Annotated in this window: 17 protein-coding genes and 1 tRNA gene; 8 read left to right on the top strand and 10 right to left on the bottom strand. The window is 72.1% G+C overall.

Annotation, left to right across the window (positions count from 1 at the left end):
* Positions 1–47: 47 nt before the first annotated feature.
* Together FHU28_RS00070 and FHU28_RS00075 are read left to right on the top strand one after the other, a co-directional pair.
* Positions 48–1184 carry a hypothetical protein gene (locus FHU28_RS00070; RefSeq protein WP_184679697.1) on the top strand — a complete coding sequence of 379 codons (1137 nt, stop codon included), beginning with the start codon at positions 48–50 and terminating at the stop codon, positions 1182–1184.
* Between the two features lie 214 nt (positions 1185–1398).
* Positions 1399–1839 carry an HNH endonuclease gene (locus tag FHU28_RS00075; RefSeq protein WP_030502810.1) on the top strand — a complete coding sequence of 147 codons (441 nt, stop codon included), beginning with the start codon at positions 1399–1401 and terminating at the stop codon, positions 1837–1839.
* A gap of 72 nt (positions 1840–1911) precedes the next feature.
* Here the strand turns inward: FHU28_RS00075 and FHU28_RS00080 are convergent, their stop codons facing one another.
* Complete coding sequence (locus FHU28_RS00080; protein WP_184679698.1) at positions 1912–2535, bottom strand: TetR/AcrR family transcriptional regulator; 624 nt, start codon at positions 2533–2535, stop codon at positions 1912–1914.
* 69 nt (positions 2536–2604) lie between these two features.
* Here FHU28_RS00080 and FHU28_RS00085 point away from each other — a divergent pair, with 69 nt between their 5' ends.
* Positions 2605–3156, top strand: a complete 552-nt coding sequence (locus FHU28_RS00085; protein ID WP_184679699.1) for a peroxiredoxin-like family protein — start codon at positions 2605–2607, stop codon at positions 3154–3156.
* Here FHU28_RS00085 and FHU28_RS00090 read toward each other — a convergent pair.
* The 3 genes from FHU28_RS00090 to FHU28_RS00100 form a co-directional block, all read right to left on the bottom strand.
* Complete coding sequence (locus FHU28_RS00090) at positions 3131–3742, bottom strand: hypothetical protein (protein ID WP_184679701.1); 612 nt, start codon at positions 3740–3742, stop codon at positions 3131–3133. The genes FHU28_RS00085 and FHU28_RS00090 overlap by 26 nt on opposite strands.
* A 62-nt stretch (positions 3743–3804) precedes the next feature.
* Positions 3805–4572, bottom strand: coding sequence for an enoyl-CoA hydratase/isomerase family protein (locus FHU28_RS00095; RefSeq protein WP_184679703.1), 768 nt, complete (start codon positions 4570–4572; stop codon positions 3805–3807).
* Positions 4573–4648: 76 nt separating this feature from the next.
* Entirely contained in the window at positions 4649–7048 is a 2400-nt protein-coding gene (locus tag FHU28_RS00100; protein WP_184679704.1) for a M4 family metallopeptidase, read from the bottom strand.
* 188 nt (positions 7049–7236) lie between these two features.
* Here FHU28_RS00100 and FHU28_RS00105 point away from each other — a divergent pair, with 188 nt between their 5' ends.
* Positions 7237–7668 (top strand): hypothetical protein, encoded by a 432-nt coding sequence (locus tag FHU28_RS00105; RefSeq protein ID WP_184679705.1) that lies wholly within the window; start codon positions 7237–7239, stop codon positions 7666–7668.
* Positions 7669–7748: 80 nt separating this feature from the next.
* Positions 7749–8405 carry a type 1 glutamine amidotransferase domain-containing protein gene (locus FHU28_RS00110; RefSeq protein ID WP_260412800.1) on the top strand — a complete coding sequence of 219 codons (657 nt, stop codon included), beginning with the start codon at positions 7749–7751 and terminating at the stop codon, positions 8403–8405.
* A gap of 8 nt (positions 8406–8413) precedes the next feature.
* Here the strand turns inward: FHU28_RS00110 and FHU28_RS00115 are convergent, their stop codons facing one another.
* Genes FHU28_RS00115 through FHU28_RS00125 form a run of 3 tightly spaced genes read right to left on the bottom strand, consistent with a single transcriptional unit; the run spans position 8414 to position 9931 of the window.
* On the bottom strand, positions 8414–9025 hold the full coding sequence (locus tag FHU28_RS00115) for a histidine phosphatase family protein (protein ID WP_184679707.1): 612 nt from the start codon (positions 9023–9025) through the stop codon (positions 8414–8416).
* A 49-nt stretch (positions 9026–9074) separates the two neighbouring features.
* On the bottom strand, positions 9075–9494 hold the full coding sequence (locus tag FHU28_RS00120; RefSeq protein WP_043327953.1) for a VOC family protein: 420 nt from the start codon (positions 9492–9494) through the stop codon (positions 9075–9077).
* A gap of 35 nt (positions 9495–9529) precedes the next feature.
* Positions 9530–9931, bottom strand: a complete 402-nt coding sequence (locus FHU28_RS00125; protein WP_184679708.1) for a helix-turn-helix domain-containing protein — start codon at positions 9929–9931, stop codon at positions 9530–9532.
* 225 nt (positions 9932–10156) lie between these two features.
* Between FHU28_RS00125 and FHU28_RS00130 the strand changes: the two genes are divergently transcribed.
* A complete protein-coding gene (locus FHU28_RS00130) occupies positions 10157–11071 on the top strand; it encodes a hypothetical protein (RefSeq protein ID WP_184679709.1) in 915 nt (304 codons plus the stop codon).
* A 127-nt stretch (positions 11072–11198) separates the two neighbouring features.
* On the opposite strand, the gene FHU28_RS00135 is transcribed toward FHU28_RS00130, so the two are convergent.
* A tRNA-Thr gene (locus FHU28_RS00135) sits at positions 11199–11275 on the bottom strand.
* A 364-nt stretch (positions 11276–11639) separates the two neighbouring features.
* Here FHU28_RS00135 and FHU28_RS00140 point away from each other — a divergent pair.
* On the top strand, positions 11640–12731 hold the full coding sequence (locus tag FHU28_RS00140) for an ABC transporter ATP-binding protein (protein WP_184679710.1): 1092 nt from the start codon (positions 11640–11642) through the stop codon (positions 12729–12731).
* Positions 12732–12792: 61 nt separating this feature from the next.
* Here FHU28_RS00140 and rlmB read toward each other — a convergent pair whose 3' ends face one another.
* Positions 12793–13911 (bottom strand): 23S rRNA (guanosine(2251)-2'-O)-methyltransferase RlmB, encoded by a 1119-nt coding sequence (gene rlmB, locus FHU28_RS00145; protein ID WP_184679711.1) that lies wholly within the window; start codon positions 13909–13911, stop codon positions 12793–12795.
* Positions 13911–15326 carry a cysteine--tRNA ligase gene (cysS, locus tag FHU28_RS00150; protein WP_184679712.1) on the bottom strand — a complete coding sequence of 472 codons (1416 nt, stop codon included), beginning with the start codon at positions 15324–15326 and terminating at the stop codon, positions 13911–13913. Before cysS ends, rlmB begins: the two co-directional genes overlap by 1 nt.
* 63 nt (positions 15327–15389) lie before the next feature.
* Here cysS and FHU28_RS00155 point away from each other — a divergent pair, with 63 nt between their 5' ends.
* Positions 15390–16037: an IclR family transcriptional regulator gene (locus FHU28_RS00155; RefSeq protein ID WP_030502822.1), complete on the top strand. Its 648-nt coding sequence runs from the start codon at positions 15390–15392 to the stop codon at positions 16035–16037.
* Positions 16038–16420 lie beyond the last annotated feature (383 nt).

Genomic DNA, 16420 nt, shown 5'->3' on the forward strand with positions numbered 1-16420 from the left:
AAAACGGCTCTACGCTCGACTGATCCGGTGACACGGGAGGTCGGGCGGTGAGCACCGCGACGAGGGAGCGGCGCAACGAGGAGCACGGGACACCACGGGACGAACGGACCGTGGTGGTCACCGCGCTGCGACTCGGCTGGTCGATGGCGGACGCCTACCACCACGCGCAGAACGCCGACCTCACCGACGACGGGAACCGGCCGGTGGCCGCGCCGCCGAAACTGTCGAACCTGACCGAGCTGGCCGGGTGGCACCGGCTCGGAATGTACCTCGACGGCGTGGACGTGGCGCTGGCCCAGATCGCGCCGCTCACCCCGGCCGGTCGTACCGCGCCGTCCACCGCCGCCGCCCGCCGCGCCACCGGCCCCGACCGGGAACCGCTGCTGCGCGCGCTCGACGACCTCAACATCGACGTGCTGCGCTGGACGATGGCGACGAACCACCGGGTGGGCGTGGCGTACCGGCTGGGGCGCTCACTCGCCGACACCGTGCGGCGTGGCGACGCCGAACGGCTTCCCGGCCGGTTCGGTGGCCGGCACCTCCAGATCAGCAGGTGGCTCGACGAGCTGGCGAGCGTGCTGCCGCCGTACTCGGCCGCTGTGGTGCGCCGCTCACTGGCGGCGTGGGCCACAGCGGTCGGTCGCGCCACGGTGGGCGACCCGGGCGAGGCCGGTCTCGCCGACCTCGCCCGCGAGCTGCGCAACCAGGGCGACCTGTGGCAGGACGTGCTCACCGGCGGCCTGCACCCGCGTGACCTGCTGGACGAGGAGAACTGGGCGGTGATCGCCCGCAACGTCGTCATCCGGGACCGGAAGCTGGTGGCGCAGGCGGCACGGGGGATCTTCTGGCCGGTGCTGGCGCCACTGCTGGTGGTGCTGCTGGCGGTGGTGGGCGTCAGCGCCGCCGCAGCGGCCGGCTCCCCCACCACCCGGGCGGCGGTGGCGCTCGTCGGCCTCGGCGCCGGGCTCACAGCGATCTGGCGGTCGATCTCCACGCCGACGCTGTCGGTGGCCGCCGAGGTGAACCGCCCGCTGCTGGACAGCGAGCTGGTGGTGCAGATGACCGCCCGGATCGACCGGCCGCTCGCCGCGGCCCGAAGCGCCGGACGGGCCGGACGGCAGCGGAGACCCGTCGACGACGGATCGAAATACGTTGCCCACGATTCCCGAATCGATCTACCGTGACCACGCAAGGTCAACCACCGCTACGGGAGCCGTCCATGTCGCTGCGATCCGCCACCACGATGACGTCGTGGCTGCTCGGCGACGGCTGCCGGGAACACGGTCCCTGGCCCGGAGAGCACGACTGACGCCTCGCGCGTCCCCGTCGTCGCCGCCCGGTCCCGTGGACCGGGCGGCTTTTTCGTCGCCGTACCGCCGATCGTGAAGGGAGAGCCCGGTGGACGCCGTCCTCGTCATAAACGCCGACCTCGGCCCGCTGCACCGGGTCACCGTCAAGCACGCGATCCGGATGCTCTGCCGCCGGGTCGCCGAGATCCACGAGGCCGAGCCGGACCGGGTGATCGGCGTCTTCCCGCTGCCCCGGGTGGTGCGCCTCGTCCGGTACGTGGTGACGCGCTGGCGGTTCAGCGCCGGCCCGGCCTGGTCGCGGGCCGGGGTGCTGGCGCGCGACCGGCGGCGCTGCGCCTACTGCGACGGCGCGGCCAGCACGATCGACCACATCCTGCCCCGCTCGCGCGGTGGCCGGAACACCTGGGGGAACACCACCGCCGCCTGCTACGCGTGCAACCAGCGCAAGGGTGACCGGACCCCGGCCGAGGCGGGCATGCCGCTGCGGCGGGCGCCGGTGACGCCGAGCTGGGCCGCGCTGGCGCGGTGACGGACGGCCGGCGGGCACAGGGGGCGGTGCCGGGGTACTCCCCGGCGCCGCGCCCGCCGGTCCCACCATGCCCTAGGTGTCGAGGCGACGCGTCAGCCCGTCGAGCAGGAGGTCCAGCCCGCCGCCGAACTCGTCCTCCGGGCCGACCGCGCCGGCCTCGCGCGCGGTCTCGGCGAGCAGGGGGAACTCGTCGCGGGGCAGCGTCGCGATGACAGCCGTGCCGGGCCCGGCCAGCGCGCCGAGGTGTTCCATCTGGATCGCGCCGACCACGTAGCCGAGCAGGGCGCGGAACGCGACCACCCGCCCGGTTCCGGTGAAGCCGGCCCGGGTCAGCACCGCGAGCACCGCCTCGCCCCAGCGCAGGATCGCCGGTGAGCGGTGCCGGTGTGCGGGCAGCAACGGAACGACTGCCGGATGGGTGCCGACCGCCCGGCGTACCCGGCCGGACAGCTCCCGGACGCCGTCCGGCCACGGGACGTCGAGCGGCGGGCGGGTGTCCACCCGGTCGAGGACCCGCTCGACGACGAGTGCCTCCAGTTCGTCGCGGTCGGCGACGTAACGGTAGAGGCCCATCGTGCTGGTGCCGAGCTGCGCGCCGACCGCGCGCATGGTGAGGCCGGCGAGGCCGTCCCGGTCGAGCACCGCGAGCGCCGCGTCGGCGATCTGGGCGTGGGTCAGGGAACGGGGACGGGGCATGGCCTTGACAGCGTACAAGATACGCCTACGGTTGTAGGAGTACGTCGTACGCCTACAACGGGAGCGCGCATGGACGTCGTCACCCCTCGCCATCTCACCAGCGTGACCGGCGCCCAGGTCGCCCTGCCGGACCCGGACCGCCTGGTCCACCTCCAGTTCCGTCGCTTCGCCGGCTGCCCGGTCTGCAACCTCCACCTACGCTCGGTCGTCCGCCGGCACGCCGAGATCGAGGCGGCCGGCGTACGCGAGGTGGTGCTCTTCCACTCCCCCGCCGACGAGTTGCGCGAGCACGTCGCCGACCTGCCGTTCGCCGTGGTGGCCGATCCGGACCGGCGGCTCTACCGGGAGTTCGGGGTGGAGTCGGCGCGACGGTCGCTGCTCGACCCGCGCGCCTGGCTGCCGATCCTGCGTGGCGTGGCGATCAGCACCTGGCACATCCTGCGCGGACGGGAGCGGTCGCCGTCCCTTACGCCGCACGGCGGCCGGTTCGGGCTGCCGGCCGACTTCCTGATCGCGCCGGACGGGCGGGTGCTCGCCGCAAAGCACGGCGAACACGCCTCCGACCAGTGGTCGGTGGACGAGCTGCTGACCCAGGTCAGCGGGAGCCGGTCGACACGCTGACCGCCGGATCGCCGGGGTGTTCCCGCAGGAACGCCTCGGCCCGGGTCGCGTCCCGGAGGATCTGCCAGCAGGCGAGCGTGAACATCACGCCGAAGACGCCGAACAGGACGAACCACATCGGGGTGAGGCTGAGCAGCACCTGACCGAGGTTCATCGTCACCAGACCGCCGAACAACGGCACGAATCTCCGTTGCCGAATCAGCTGCGCCGCGGCCGTCCGCAGCCAGGGCAGGTCGTCCGGGGAGCCCACCACGCCGCGCCGGACCGCCCGGGTCAACTCCCGGCGACGGCCGAGGCTGACCGCCCACAGCCGGGACTCCCGGTCGGCCCGGTAACTGCCGCTGCGGACCATGACGACCAGCGCGCCGATCTCGAGCACGAGGCCCAGCACCACGAGGACTTCGCCGGTCACCGCCATCCAGGCGGGCGGGTCACCGCGTTCCAGCCAGGTGCTCGGGAAGACGCCGCCCGCCATCAGCCCCACCAGCAGCGACACCAGGGCGGACACCACCACCGCGCCGACCAGCAGCAGCCGGAACCGGCGTCGGCCCCGCCGGATCGCGTGGCGTTGCGCCCCACCGTCCACGATGGCCTCCCCCGTTTCGACGGTCGGGACGTACCCGCCGGGGGGTGCCGGGCAAACGGCGGTCAGTGGGTGGTCGGCGGGGTCCAGCCGAAACGCGGCGGACGCCGCTCGTTGATGGCCGCCACACCCTCGCGGGCCTCGCCGCTGTCCCGCACCTGGGCGTGCCACCACGCGAGCCGGTCGGCGTCGGCGCGCCCATCGATGATCTCCTTGGCGGCGGCCACCGTGAGCCGGGAACGCTCGGCGATGGTGGCGGTCAGCGCCGCCACCCGCCCGGCCAGCTCCCCGGCCGGCAGCACCTCGTCCACCAGGCCGATCCGCAGCGCCCGCTCCGCGTCGACCAGCTCGCTGCTGAACAGCAGGTGCTTGGCGGCGGACGGACCGACGAGCGCGGCCAGCCGCCGCGTGGTCGGCGCCGGGTAGACCAGGCCGAGCCGGGCCGGGGGTACGCCGAACCGGGCATCCGCGGCAGCCAGGCGCAGGTCGCAGGCGACGGCGAGCTGGCAGCCGCCGCCCACGCAGGCGCCCTCGATCGCGGCGACAGTGGGACGGCCGAACGCGGTGAGCCGTTCCTCGGCGGCCACCGCGATGCTGCCGTCACCGGCGGCCAGCAGCTCGTCCAGGTCGCCGAGGTCAGCCCCGGCGCAGAACGTGCCGGCCGCGCCGGTGAGCACCAGCACCCGTACCGCCGGGTCGGCCTCCAGGCCGTCGAGCAGCACCGGAAGCTGCCGCCACATGGCCGGGGTCATGGCGTTGCGCCGGGCCGGGTTGTGGATGACAACCGTTGCCACCGGGCCGTCCACCCTGACGGTGAGTTCCGCGTCGGACATGGTGCGACCGTAACGGGCGGGGCCCGGCGACCACCCGCGTGGGGTGGCCGCCGGGCCCCGGGGTCGGGCGGTCAGGTCAGGAGACGTTGACCGCGGTGTCGTCGAGCACGAACGAGGTCTGCAGCGAGCTGTCCTCGGTGCCGGTGAACTTCAGCGTGACGGTCTGCCCGGCGTACGACGCCAGGGAGAACGACTTCTGGCTGTAGCCGCTGGCCTTGTTCAGGTTCGAGTAGGTCGCCAGCGTGGCCAGCACCGAACCGGAGGAGCTGAGCACCTGCACGTTCAGCTTGTCGTACTGGACGCTGCTGGTGGTCTCGGCCGAGTCGATGTGCAGCCAGAACGAGAAGGTGTACGCGGAGCAGCCGCTCGGCAGGCTCACCGACTGCGAGAGCGAGTCGGTGCGGGTGCTGCCGTAGCCGTTCAGCCAGGCGTTCCACGTACCGGTGCGGGTCGGCTGGCCCTGCGAGCCGTACTGGCCGATCACGCCGGAGGTGGAGGTCCAGACCGTGTTGCCGGACTCGAAGCCGGGGTTGCCGAGCTTCTGGCCCGCGCCGGTGCAGCCGCCGCCGGTGCCGGTCACCGTCAGCGAGTACGTGGCGGTCTTCGCGCCGGACGCCGCGCTGCCGTTGACAGTCACCGAGTAGGTGCCGGTCGGCGTGCTGGAGCTGGTGGAGATGGTGAGCGTGGACGAGCCGCCGGAGGTCACCGAGGAGGGGCTGAACGACGCGGTGGCGCCGGTCGGCAGGCCGGACGCGGAGAACGTCACGGTCTGCGCGGTGCCGCTGGTGGTGGACGTGGCGACGGTGGCGGAGACCGAACCACCCGCGGTCACCGACCCGGCGGTCGGCGAGAGCGAGACGGAGAAGTCGTTGCCGGTGGAGCTGCACGGCGCGTCGTTACCGGCGACGTTCACCGCGGTCCAGGCAGCCTGGACGGCCTTGTACTCGGTGGAGCAGTTGCCGTACAGGTCGGTCGCGGCCCGCAGGGTGTACGCGCGGGAGGTGTTGGCCGGGTTGCTGGTGTTGACGTACGAGGTGTTCGAGGTGAAGTACACGTCGAGCGCCCGGTACCAGATCTTCTCCGCCTTGGTGCGGCCGATGCCGGTGACCGCCGGGGCCGAGCCGCAGACCGGCGAGGTGCCGTACGCGGTGGCGCCGGTGCCCTCGGCGAGGTTGAAGAAGAAGTGGTTGCCGACGCCGGAGGAGTAGTGCACGTCCTTGTTCCTCGTGCTGGTGGACCAGCAGGAGTCGGACGAGCCGTCCAGCGACGGGTTGTACATGTAGCGCAGTGGCGTACCGTTTCCGTTGATGTTGATCTTCTCACCGACCTGGTAGTCACCCGGGTCGCTCGGCGCGGCGGCGTAGAACTCCACCATGTTGCCGAAGATGTCGCTGGTGGACTCGTTGAGGCCACCGGACTCGCCGGAGTAGACCAGACCGGCCAGCGCCTCGGTGACGCCGTGGCTCATCTCGTGGCCGGCGACGTCCAGCGAGACCAGCGGGCGGGAGTTGCCCGAGCCGTCGCCGTAGGTCATCTGGGCCCCGTCCCAGAACGCGTTGACGTAGTTGTTGCCGTAGTGCACCCGGCTCGGCACGCCCTGGCCGTTGCCGAAGATGCCGTTGCGGCCGTGCACGTTCTTGAAGTAGTCGAACGTCTTGGCGGCGCCGAAGTGGGCGTCCACCGCGGCCGACTGCCGGTTTGAGGTGGCGCCGTTGCCCCAGGCGTTGTCCGCGTCGGTGAACGTGGTGCAGCTGGAGGTCCCGTTGTTCATGTCGCAGGTACGGCCGTTGCCACGCACCGGGTCGATCATCTGGTACGTGCTGCCGGAGAGCGTCGTGTCGATGGTGACCGAGCCGGTGTAGATGCCCTGGCCGGTGCCGGCCACCGTCTCGATCTCGTCGTACGAGCCGATCACCTTGCCGGTGGTGGCGTCGGTGACGACGTGCAGCTTCGACGGGGTCTGCTTGTCCGCCTTCCAGCCGGTCGCGACGGTCTCCCAGGCGAGGCGGCCCTTGCCGCTGCTGGCGTCGACGAACAGCTCCGGCGCGCCGACCGAGGTGAGCGAGCCGGAGAACGTCTTGCGGGCGCTGGCCTTGGCCGCCTCCGCGCCGACCTTCGCGGTGGTGCTCAGGGTCAGCGGGGCGTCGAGGCTGACCGACGCGCTGGTCATGGTGCCGTTCGGGGCGGTGTGGATGACGAAGTCACCGCCGTACACCCGGAGGCCCTGGTAGGTCCGGCTGTACCGGGTGTGCGCCGCCCCGGAGGGGTCGACCTTGGTGCGGACGGCCTGATAGGCCTCACCGCTGGCGCCCTTGACGACGCCGGGGTTGGCGCGCAGCAGGCTCGCGGCCTGGGCTACGGCCGACGTCTCGGGGCTGGGGGCGCTTGGCGCTGCCGCTTGCGCCGAGGTGGTGACGCAGGCCAGCACGCTGCTGGTTAGCAGCGCTGCGCTGACGGCGGCGACGGATCTTTTCACGGGCCCTCCTGGAAGGCGAAGTTGTGACGGGGGTAGTCACTGATGTAGATATAGCGATACATCGAAGAACGTGAAAGAGGCTGGCGAGAACCCGCCGGAGACACTGACCGAACGGATGAGGAGGACCGGTGGGCCGGAACCGGGTGGTCCCGTCGCGCGTCCGAACCGGTATGAGAGCTGTCCCCGCCGTGGCGGCCGTCGCCGCCCTTCTCGTCCCGCTCGCCGGCTGCGCCCGCACCGACGCGCCACCCGTCATCACGGACGGCCCTTCGCCGCTGGCCACCGAGGTCGTGCTCGTGAAGTCGGGCGGCATCGCCGGTCTGACCGACACCGTCCGGGTCGGGCCGGACGGCCACTGGACCCGCACCGACCGCGCCGGCGGCTCCCGCGAGGGGCAGCTCGCCGCGGAGAAGCTCACCCGGCTGCGGCAGCTCGCGGCCGACCCCCGGCTGGCCGCCGAAGCCGCCGTCACCGTGCCGGCGACCATGTGCGCCGACGCGTTCAGCTACCGGCTCACCGTCGGGCCCAACCAGGTCAGCTACGTGGACTGCCCCCCGAAGGCCAAGCCGCCGGCCGTCACCGCGCAGGTGGTGGACCTGCTCAACGGCGCCACCGGCTGACCGGCGCCGACTTCAAACCCGATCTGGCTGTGACATCGGCCTATGGCCAGCCGACCGGCGGCGGGGCCAGCATGGAAGGCATGACTCGCGCACTCATCGCCCTGACCAGTCACTCCGAGCTGGGCGGCACCGGCCGCTCCACCGGCTACTACGTCGGCGAGGCCGCCGAGCCGTGGGAGGTGTTCCGGGCCGCCGGGTACGACGTCGACCTGGTGTCCGTGGCCGGCGGTGAACCGCCGGTCGACGGCCGGGACGAGAACGACAGCACCCAGAACGACTTCCTCGCCACCGCCGGCGTCACCGACACCCCGAAGGCCGCCGACGTCGACCCGGCCGGGTACGACGTGCTCCTCTTCGCCGGCGGACACGGCACCATGTGGGACTTCCCCGACGACCCCGACCTGGCCCGGATCGCCCGCTCGGTCTACGAACGCGGCGGCGTGGTGGCCGCCGTCTGCCACGGCCCGTCGGCGCTGGTGAACCTGCCCCTCACCGACGGCTCACGCCTGATCACCGGCAAGCGGGTGGCCGGCTTCACGAACAGCGAGGAGGCGGCCGTCGGCCTCACCGACGAGGTGCCGTTCCTGCTCGCCGACAAGCTCACCGAGGCCGGCGCGCAGCACGTGGCGGCGCCGGACTTCACCGAGCACGTGGTGGTCGACGGACGCCTGGTGACCGGCCAGAACCCGCAGTCCGCCCGCGCCGTGGCCGACGCCGTGGTGAAGCTGCTCCCCTGAGCGCCGGGTCAGATCCGGTAGTCGTCGGGCAGGCCGGTGGCACGCAGCTCGGGTGGCAGGTGGGCGACGTCGTTCAGTGCGACGAGCGTCGGCGGGCCACCCGAGCTGTAGCGGATCACCGTCAGCCCGCAGTTCTGCTGGTTGAGCCCGATCCAGCGGCGCTCCGGCGCCTCCAGCGCGCCCCGCACCAGCCAGGCGACCAGGAAGTTGTGGGTGACGACCAGCTCACGTACGTCACCCTCAGCGGGGGCGGCGGCGAACCGGGCCGCCGCCTCCGCCGTCACACGCGGCCCGTCGCGCCGCTCCCGCTCGGTGAACCCGGCCAGGAACGCCGCGTACCGCTCGGGCAGGCCCGCCGGGTCGGTGTCGTGCGGCATGTGGTCGCCGGCCCGGTCGTCCTCGCGTACCGGAACACCCGGCAGCGACGCCGCGACCAGCGCGGCCGTCTCCGCGGCCCGGCGGGCCGGCCCATGGTGTACGGCGGCGAAGCGCGTGCCGCGCAGGCGCTCCCCCAGCAGCGTCGCCTGCCGCCGACCGCGCTCCGACAGGCCGGTGTCCGCCTCCTCCTCCGGCCGGTCCTGCTCGCCGTGGCGGACCAGGTAGAGCAGGCGGCTGGGCATCGGCACCTCCACGGTCAGGGACCGCGAGACTAGCCCTCCGCCGCGCCGTTCACTGCCCCTGGCGCATCTGCCCGATCCGGATCCGGTTGCCGAACGGGTCGCGGATGCCGAAGTCGATCCCGTACGGCCGATCGGTCGGCTCGTCGGTCACCTCCACGCCCTTCGCGACCAGATCCGCGTACGTCTTGTGCGCGTCGTCGGTGGTGAAGAAGAGAAAGCCGCCCGCGGCGCCCTTGGTCAGCAACTCCCGGACCTGCTCGGCGGTCTTCGGGTCCAGGGCCGGCGGGCCCGGCTTCTCCAGCAGGATCTCCCGGCCCGGGTCGCCCGGCACGTTCACGGTGAGCCAGCGCATGAAGCCGAGGTCCTGGTCGGTGCTGACCTCCAGGCCGAGCTTCCCGACGTAGAAGTCGAGCGCCTCGTCCTGGTCGAGTACGTAGATCTGGGAGCGGGAAGTCGAAGTCATCGTCATGCCGATGACGCTAGAGCAGCAGCCTGACCTGCTGCTTATCCAAAACTGCTCGGTCTGGTCCAGGACTTGGCGAAACAGCTCGGCACGTCCGGCGAAGCGGCCCTACGACGCCGGTAGTCCGAGGGCGACTCACCGACGATGCCGTGGAACGTCCGGCTGAACGTGCCGAGGCTGGAGAAGCCGACGGCGAGGCAGATGTCGGTGACGTCCCGCTCGGTCTCCAGCAGCAGGGCCATGGCCCGCTCCACCCGGCGCCGCTGCAGGTAGCGGTGCGGGGTCTCGCCGAAGGTGGCCCGGAAGGTACGGATGAAGTGCGCCTCGGACACGTGCGCGATCCGGGCCAGCGCGGCGATGTCCAGCGGCTGCGCGTACGCCCGGTCCATCGCGTCCCGGGCACGCAGCATCGCCCGGTTGGACTCCTCGACCGCTCTGCTCACGCCGTCCCCCCGCCGGCCAGCCTACCGAAACGGGACCCGTGCACGGTCCTCGATGCCCTGAGCACCACTTGTGACCTGGGCTTACGAGCCAGTCGCCGCGCGGTTGCACAGCAGCCGTGTCGGTTACCCGATGTCATCGCGGGACCACGCCTGCCGACGGCAGGTGCGAACATCGATCCGTTCGCGGGGGATCGCCCACCGCGGATAGAAGAACGGGGGTTCTTGATGCACATCAGAAAACTCACCGCCCTGGCCGGACTGATCGGTCTGGTCGCGGCGCTGCCCGTCGCGACGGCACCTGCCTCGGCGGCCGCGAGGCCGTCGACCGCCTCGGTGGCCGACCGGCTCGTGCTGGAGCCGACCGAGCGCGGCTACCGCGGCTCGCTCACTGTCGACCTGACCTATCGGGGCGCCGAGCCCGGCCGGGCCAGTTACGTGATCACCGAGCCGATCCCCGGCTCCTACGAGAACGTCGAGTGGGGCGTCAGCTGCTACAGCAGCGGAGACGTCCTCCCCGACGGGCGGACCCGCGTCGAGTGCAACGTGCCCGGAGGTGAGCTGACCCCTGGTGAACGGCGCAGCTTCACCATCGACTTCGCGGTTCTGACCCCGACGCGCCCCTACGCGATGAAGGCCGGGGCGGGTCGCCTCGCCGTCAATGTCGACGGCACCACGGTGACCGACGAGACCTTCTCGACCCGCTTCCGCTCGACGACCGGCTCACTCGCCGACCCTCAGCCCTACGTGCGCGACAGGCAGCCGGACCTGCGCGTGACCGCCGCCGACGCCGTCACCCTGGTCCGGCAGCCCGACGGCATGTTCGAGGGCCGGTTGCCGGTCACCCTGCGGTACGCCGGCGACGCACCGCACGGGTCCGTCTGGTACGCCGTGGAACGCGTGCCGGACGGCGTCTGGGAGCCGTGGACCGAGAGCTGCGGGATCAACTGCGTCGAGGGCGGCGCGTTCATGACCGGTGAGGAGCGCTCGCTCACACTGATCGTCAACGCACCCGCCGACACTCCGGTCGGGGAACTGGGCCCGGTCGACATCCAGTTCCACCTGTTCCGGGCGATCGCTCCGGACGTCGACCCGGCGGACAACCGCATCACGTTCACCGTCAGCACGGTCGAGGCGCCCTGACCCGCACTACCCGTTTTCGGCCGCCCCGCCCGGTGGGAAACCACCGTCCGCGGGGCGGCCCTGGTGTACGCGTTGCTGTCATCCGGCCGGATCGCAGCGGCTGCCGCCGCGAAATGCCTTGTGGAATTGGAGCCCCCGGCCGGGATCGAACCGGCGACATCTCGCTTACAAGGCGAGTGCTCTGGCCAGCTGAGCTACAGGGGCGCGTGCGTCGGGCTCAGCATAGCGACTGAGCCCCGGAAATCCCGCCTCGCAGGGCTCCCGAGCACGGAAAACGTCGGTATCCCGACCGGGGTGACCGATGGATCATCGCCCGGGCACGCTCCCAACGGGGAGATTGATGCCTCGCAGTGCCCTGCTGACCGTTATGCGTATGCCGTCCATCCCATCCGGAGAACCACGTCTTGGCACGATCGCGAAAGCCGTTTACCGTGCAGTGACACGGACGACACTCCGGCGGGCTTCGGCTGCCTGAGCGACGACCCCGTTGGCCGGTGCCTTGGGCGCCGGTCGCTCCTTCACTCGGATCGTCCGGCACGTTCCTGCCGGTGAAAGGAAGCGCTTCATCATGGCTACGGTCACCTACTCGAAGGCGTCCCGGATCTATCCGGGCACCGAGCGCCCCGCCGTCAACCAGCTCGACCTCCAGATCGGTGACGGGGAGTTCCTCGTCCTGGTCGGCCCGTCCGGCTGCGGCAAGTCCACCAGCCTGCGGATGCTCGCCGGCCTGGAGGACGTCGACGACGGCGCGATCTACATCGACGACCGGGACGTCACGCACCTCCCGCCGAAGGCCCGCGACATCGCGATGGTCTTCCAGAACTACGCCCTCTACCCGCACATGACGGTGTACGAGAACATGGCGTTCGCGCTCAAGCTGCGTAAGACCTCGAAGTCGGAGATCGACCGGCGGGTCAAGGAGGCGGCCGGGCTGCTCCAGTTGGAGGAGTTCCTCGGCCGTAAGCCGAAGGCGCTCTCCGGCGGTCAGCGCCAGCGTGTGGCCATGGGCCGCGCGATCGTCCGCGAGCCGCAGGTCTTCCTCATGGACGAGCCGCTGTCGAACCTCGACGCCAAGCTGCGTGTCCAGACCCGTACCCAGATCGCCTCGCTCCAGGCGAAGCTGGGCGTCACGACCGTCTACGTCACCCACGACCAGGTCGAGGCCATGACCATGGGTCACCGGGTGGCGGTCATGCTGGACGGTGTGCTCCAGCAGGTGGACACCCCGCGGGCGCTCTACGACACCCCGGCCAACGTCTTCGTCGCCGGCTTCATGGGCTCCCCGGCCATGAACATCAAGACGGTGAAGCTGACCGACCAGGGCGGCGTGTTCGCCGAGATGATCGTGCCGCTGACCCGCGAGCAGGTCCAGGCGGCCAGCGCCGAGGGCGGCGAGGGCAAGGTCACCGTCGGCTTCCGGCCGGAGGACTGCGACATGGTCAGCCCGTCCGAGGGCGGCATGCCGGTCGTGGTCGAGCTGGTCGAGGACCTGGGCTCCGACGCCAACGTCTACGGCCACGCCGCGCTGGAGGGCCACAACGAGCGGTTCGTGGTCCGTACCGACCGGCGCAGCATGCCGAACATGGGTGACACCGTGTTCGTCAAGCCGCGTACCGGCCGCAGCCACGTCTTCCACGCCGTCACCGGCCAGCGGATCTGACGTACGTACGCGAGAAAGGGGCGGCCCGCCACGGCGGACCGCCCCTTTTCCGTACTCTCGATCAGACCTCGACGGACCGGCGGCGCGCGACCTCGGCAAGCGTGACCGCGGCGGCGACGCTGGCGTTGAGCGACTCCACGTCGGAGACCATCGGGATGCTGACGGTCAGGTCGCAGGTCTCCCCGACCAGGCGGGACAGCCCGCGCCCCTCCGAGCCGACCACCACGACCAGCGGGCCGACGGCGGCCTCCAGGTCGTACAGGTCGGTCTGCCCGTCGGCGTCCAGGCCGACGACGACGAAGCCGGCGTCCTTGCACGCCTTGAGCGACCGGGTCAGGTTGGTGACCTGGGCGACGGGCACGCGCGCGGCCGCGCCGGCGCTGGTCCGCCAGGCGGTCGCGGTGATCCCGGCGGCACGCCGTTCGGGTACGAAGACACCCTGCGCGCCGAACGCGGCGGCCGACCGGATGACGGCGCCGAGGTTGCGGGGGTCGGTGACCCCGTCCAGCGCGACCAGCAGCGGGGCGGCCTGCTCCAGCGCCGCGGCCACCAGGTCGTCGAACGGCTCGTAGGCGAACGGGGGCACCTGGAGACCGACGCCCTGATGCAGCACCCCGCCGGTCATCCGGTCCAACTCGGCGCGGCTGACCTCCAGGATCGCGATGCCCCGGTCGGCGGCGGTACGGACGATCTCCTTGACCCGGTCGTCGACGTCGATGCCGTGCGCGGTGTAGAGCGCGGTCGCCGGCACCTGGGTGCGCAGCGACTCCAGCACCGGGTTGCGCCCGACCAGCAGCTCGGGGCTGTCCTTTGCCGGGTTGGCCTTGCGGCCCGGCGCGACCCGGGGCCCGGACCGGCCGGCCGGCTTTCCGCCCCGGCCCTTCGTCGTGGGCGTGCCTCGGCCACCGCCCTTGCCCCAGGTGGTGTCCTTGGTGCCGGGCTGGCCGATCTTGGGCGCGCGGCCCTCCTCGGAGGCAGCGCGGCGCTCCTTGTCCTGCTTCCAGGCGGTGCGCTGGGGCAGCTTCTCGGTGCCCGAGTACGCCTTGTGCCAGGGCCGCTCGTCGGCGGGCAGCGTGCGCCCCCGCCCGGCGAGCGAGTCCTTGTTCTTGCCTCCGGTGCCCTTGGGGGCGCCCGCCTTCGGCGTCAGTCGCCGGCCACGGCGCTGCGAGTTGCCGGCCATCAGTCCTGCTCTCCAATAGTCCAACGCGGTCCCTGGGGGGTGTCCTCGACGACCACGCCTGCTTGCTTGAGCTGGTCGCGTACGGCGTCGGCGGCGGCCCAGTCCTTGCGGCCGCGGGCCTGCGCGCGCTGCTCCAGGGCCAGCGCGATCAGGGAGTCCACCACGCCGCGCAGGTCGTCCGTGCGGCCGCCGCCGGTCCAGGCCGGGTCCAGGGGGTCGACGCCGAGGATATCCAGCATCGCCCGGGTCGCGGCGAGCGTCGTGCGGACGGTCACATCGTCGCCGGCGGTCAGCGCGGTGTTGCCGTCGCGGACCACCTCGTGCAGCGCCGCAAGCGCCGCCGAGGTGTTCAGGTCGTCGTCCATCGCGGCGACGAACGCGGCCGGCAGGCCGCCGGGCCGGCCGCCGCCGACCCGCTCGGCCGCCCGCTGCACGAAGCCCTCGACCCGCCGGTACGCGACGGCGGCCTCGCGCAGCGCGTCCTCGGAGTAGTCGATGCGGGACCGGTAGTGGGCGGCGACGTAGTAGTAGCGCAGCTCGACCGGGCGCACCCCGAGGGAGGCCACGTAGTCGAGGTCGAGCGTGTTGCCCAGCGACTTGCCCATCTTGGTGCCGCCGATGCCGAGCAGGCCGTGGTGCACCCAGTAGCGCGCGAACGGCAGGTCGGCCGCCTGCGACTGGGCGATCTCGTTCTCGTGGTGCGGGAACGTCAGGTCGAGCCCGCCGCCGTGGATGTCGAACTCGGGGCCCAGGTAGCGCCAGCACATGGCCGAGCACTCGATGTGCCAGCCGGGCCGGCCACGACCCCAGGGCGACGGCCACGAGGCGTCGGCCGGCTCGCCCGGCTTGACGCCCTTCCAGAGGGCGAAGTCGCGCGGGTCCCGCTTGCCCCGGTCGGGGGCGTCACCGGCCGGCTGCATGTCCGCCGGGGACTGGCCCGACAGCGAGCCGTACGCGGGCCACGAGGCCACGTCGAAGTAGACGTCGCCGGAGCCGTCGGTGGCCGGGTAGGCGTGACCGGTCTCGATCAGCCGGGCGATCAGCTCGTGCATCTCCGGGACGTGCCCGGTGGCCCGCGGCTCGTACGTCGGCGGGAGCACGTTCAGCGCCCGGTAGGAGGCGGCGAGGTTCTGCTCGTTCGCGTACGCGATCGACCAGAACGGCCGCCCCTGCTCCATCGCCTTGGCCAGGACCTTGTCGTCGATGTCGGTCAGGTTGCGGATGAACGTGACCTCGAAGCCCTTGTCGAGCAGCCAGCGGCGCAGCACGTCATAGTTGACGCCGGAACGAAGGTGGCCGATGTGCGGGGGGGCCTGGAGCGTGAGACCACACAGGTAGACCCCCACCTTGCCGGCTTCCCGCGGGACGAAGTCCCGCACCGATCGGGTGGCGGTGTCATACAGGCGTAGCGTCACCTCACAAGGGTAGCCGTCCGCACATTTCGAAGTTGGCCGGAGCCGGGTCGTACGCTGCGTGCTGTGGACACGGCGGCGCGCCCGGGAGAGACAGCACAGACCCTGGACCGAGGTCTGCGCCTGCTGCACCTCGTCGCCGACGCGCCGGGCGGTCTCACAGTCACCGAAGCGGCGCACCGGCTGGGCATCGGCCGGGCCGCCGTCTACCGGCTGGTCGGCGCGCTGACCGGCCACGGGATGCTCCGACGCGACGGCGAGGGCCGCCTGCGCATCGGCGTGGGCGTGCTGCACCTGGCCCGCCGGGCCCAGCCGCTGCTGGCCGAGGGGGCGCTGCCCGCGCTGCGCCGGCTCGCCGAAGGCACCGGCGCGACCGCCCACCTCACAGTGGTCGAGGGCGGCGAGGGGGTGGCGCTGGCGGTGGTCGAGCCGAGCTGGACGTCGTTCCACGTGGCGTACCGGACCGGCACCCGGCACCCGCTGGAGCGGGGCGCCGCCGGCCGGGCCGTGCTGGCCGGGCGGGCCGGTGATCCGGGGCCGGTGAGCACCAGCGGCGAGCTTCAATCAGGCGCGTACGGGGTGGCGGCGCCGGTGCTCGGCGTGCCCGGCCTGGAGGGCAGCGTCGGGGTGGTGTCGCTGACCCCGCTCGACGTGGCGGACGTCGGCGCCCAGGTGACAGCCGCCGCCGAGGCGGTCGCCGCAGCGCTCTCCTGAGCCCCGCACGCCCTTACGCAGGTCCTCGCGCCAGCTCGGCGAAGTGGCTGCACCAACACGCCCCGGACCCCGCCACCTCCCCGAGGTGAAGTCGATCAAGCCAGACCAAGACACCGGATGGCCACACGGTCCAGCCCACCCCAGGGCCCTCGCGCCACTACGCCGAGGTGGCTACATCAGTGCCCCGAACCCGCCCTCCTCCACACACCCTCGCGCCAGCTCGGCGGAACGGCTGCATCAAGCGGCCCGGATACCACCACCTCCCCGAAGTGAAGTCGATCAAGCCAGACCAAGACACCGGATGGCCACACGGTCCAGCCCACCCCTCACGCCACTACGCCGAGGTGGTCACATCAGCGCACCCAAGCCAACCCCTCCACACA

Origin of the sequence: Micromonospora echinospora, assembly GCF_014203425.1 — a bacterium.
Taxonomy (GTDB): Bacteria; Actinomycetota; Actinomycetes; order Mycobacteriales; family Micromonosporaceae; genus Micromonospora; species Micromonospora echinospora_A.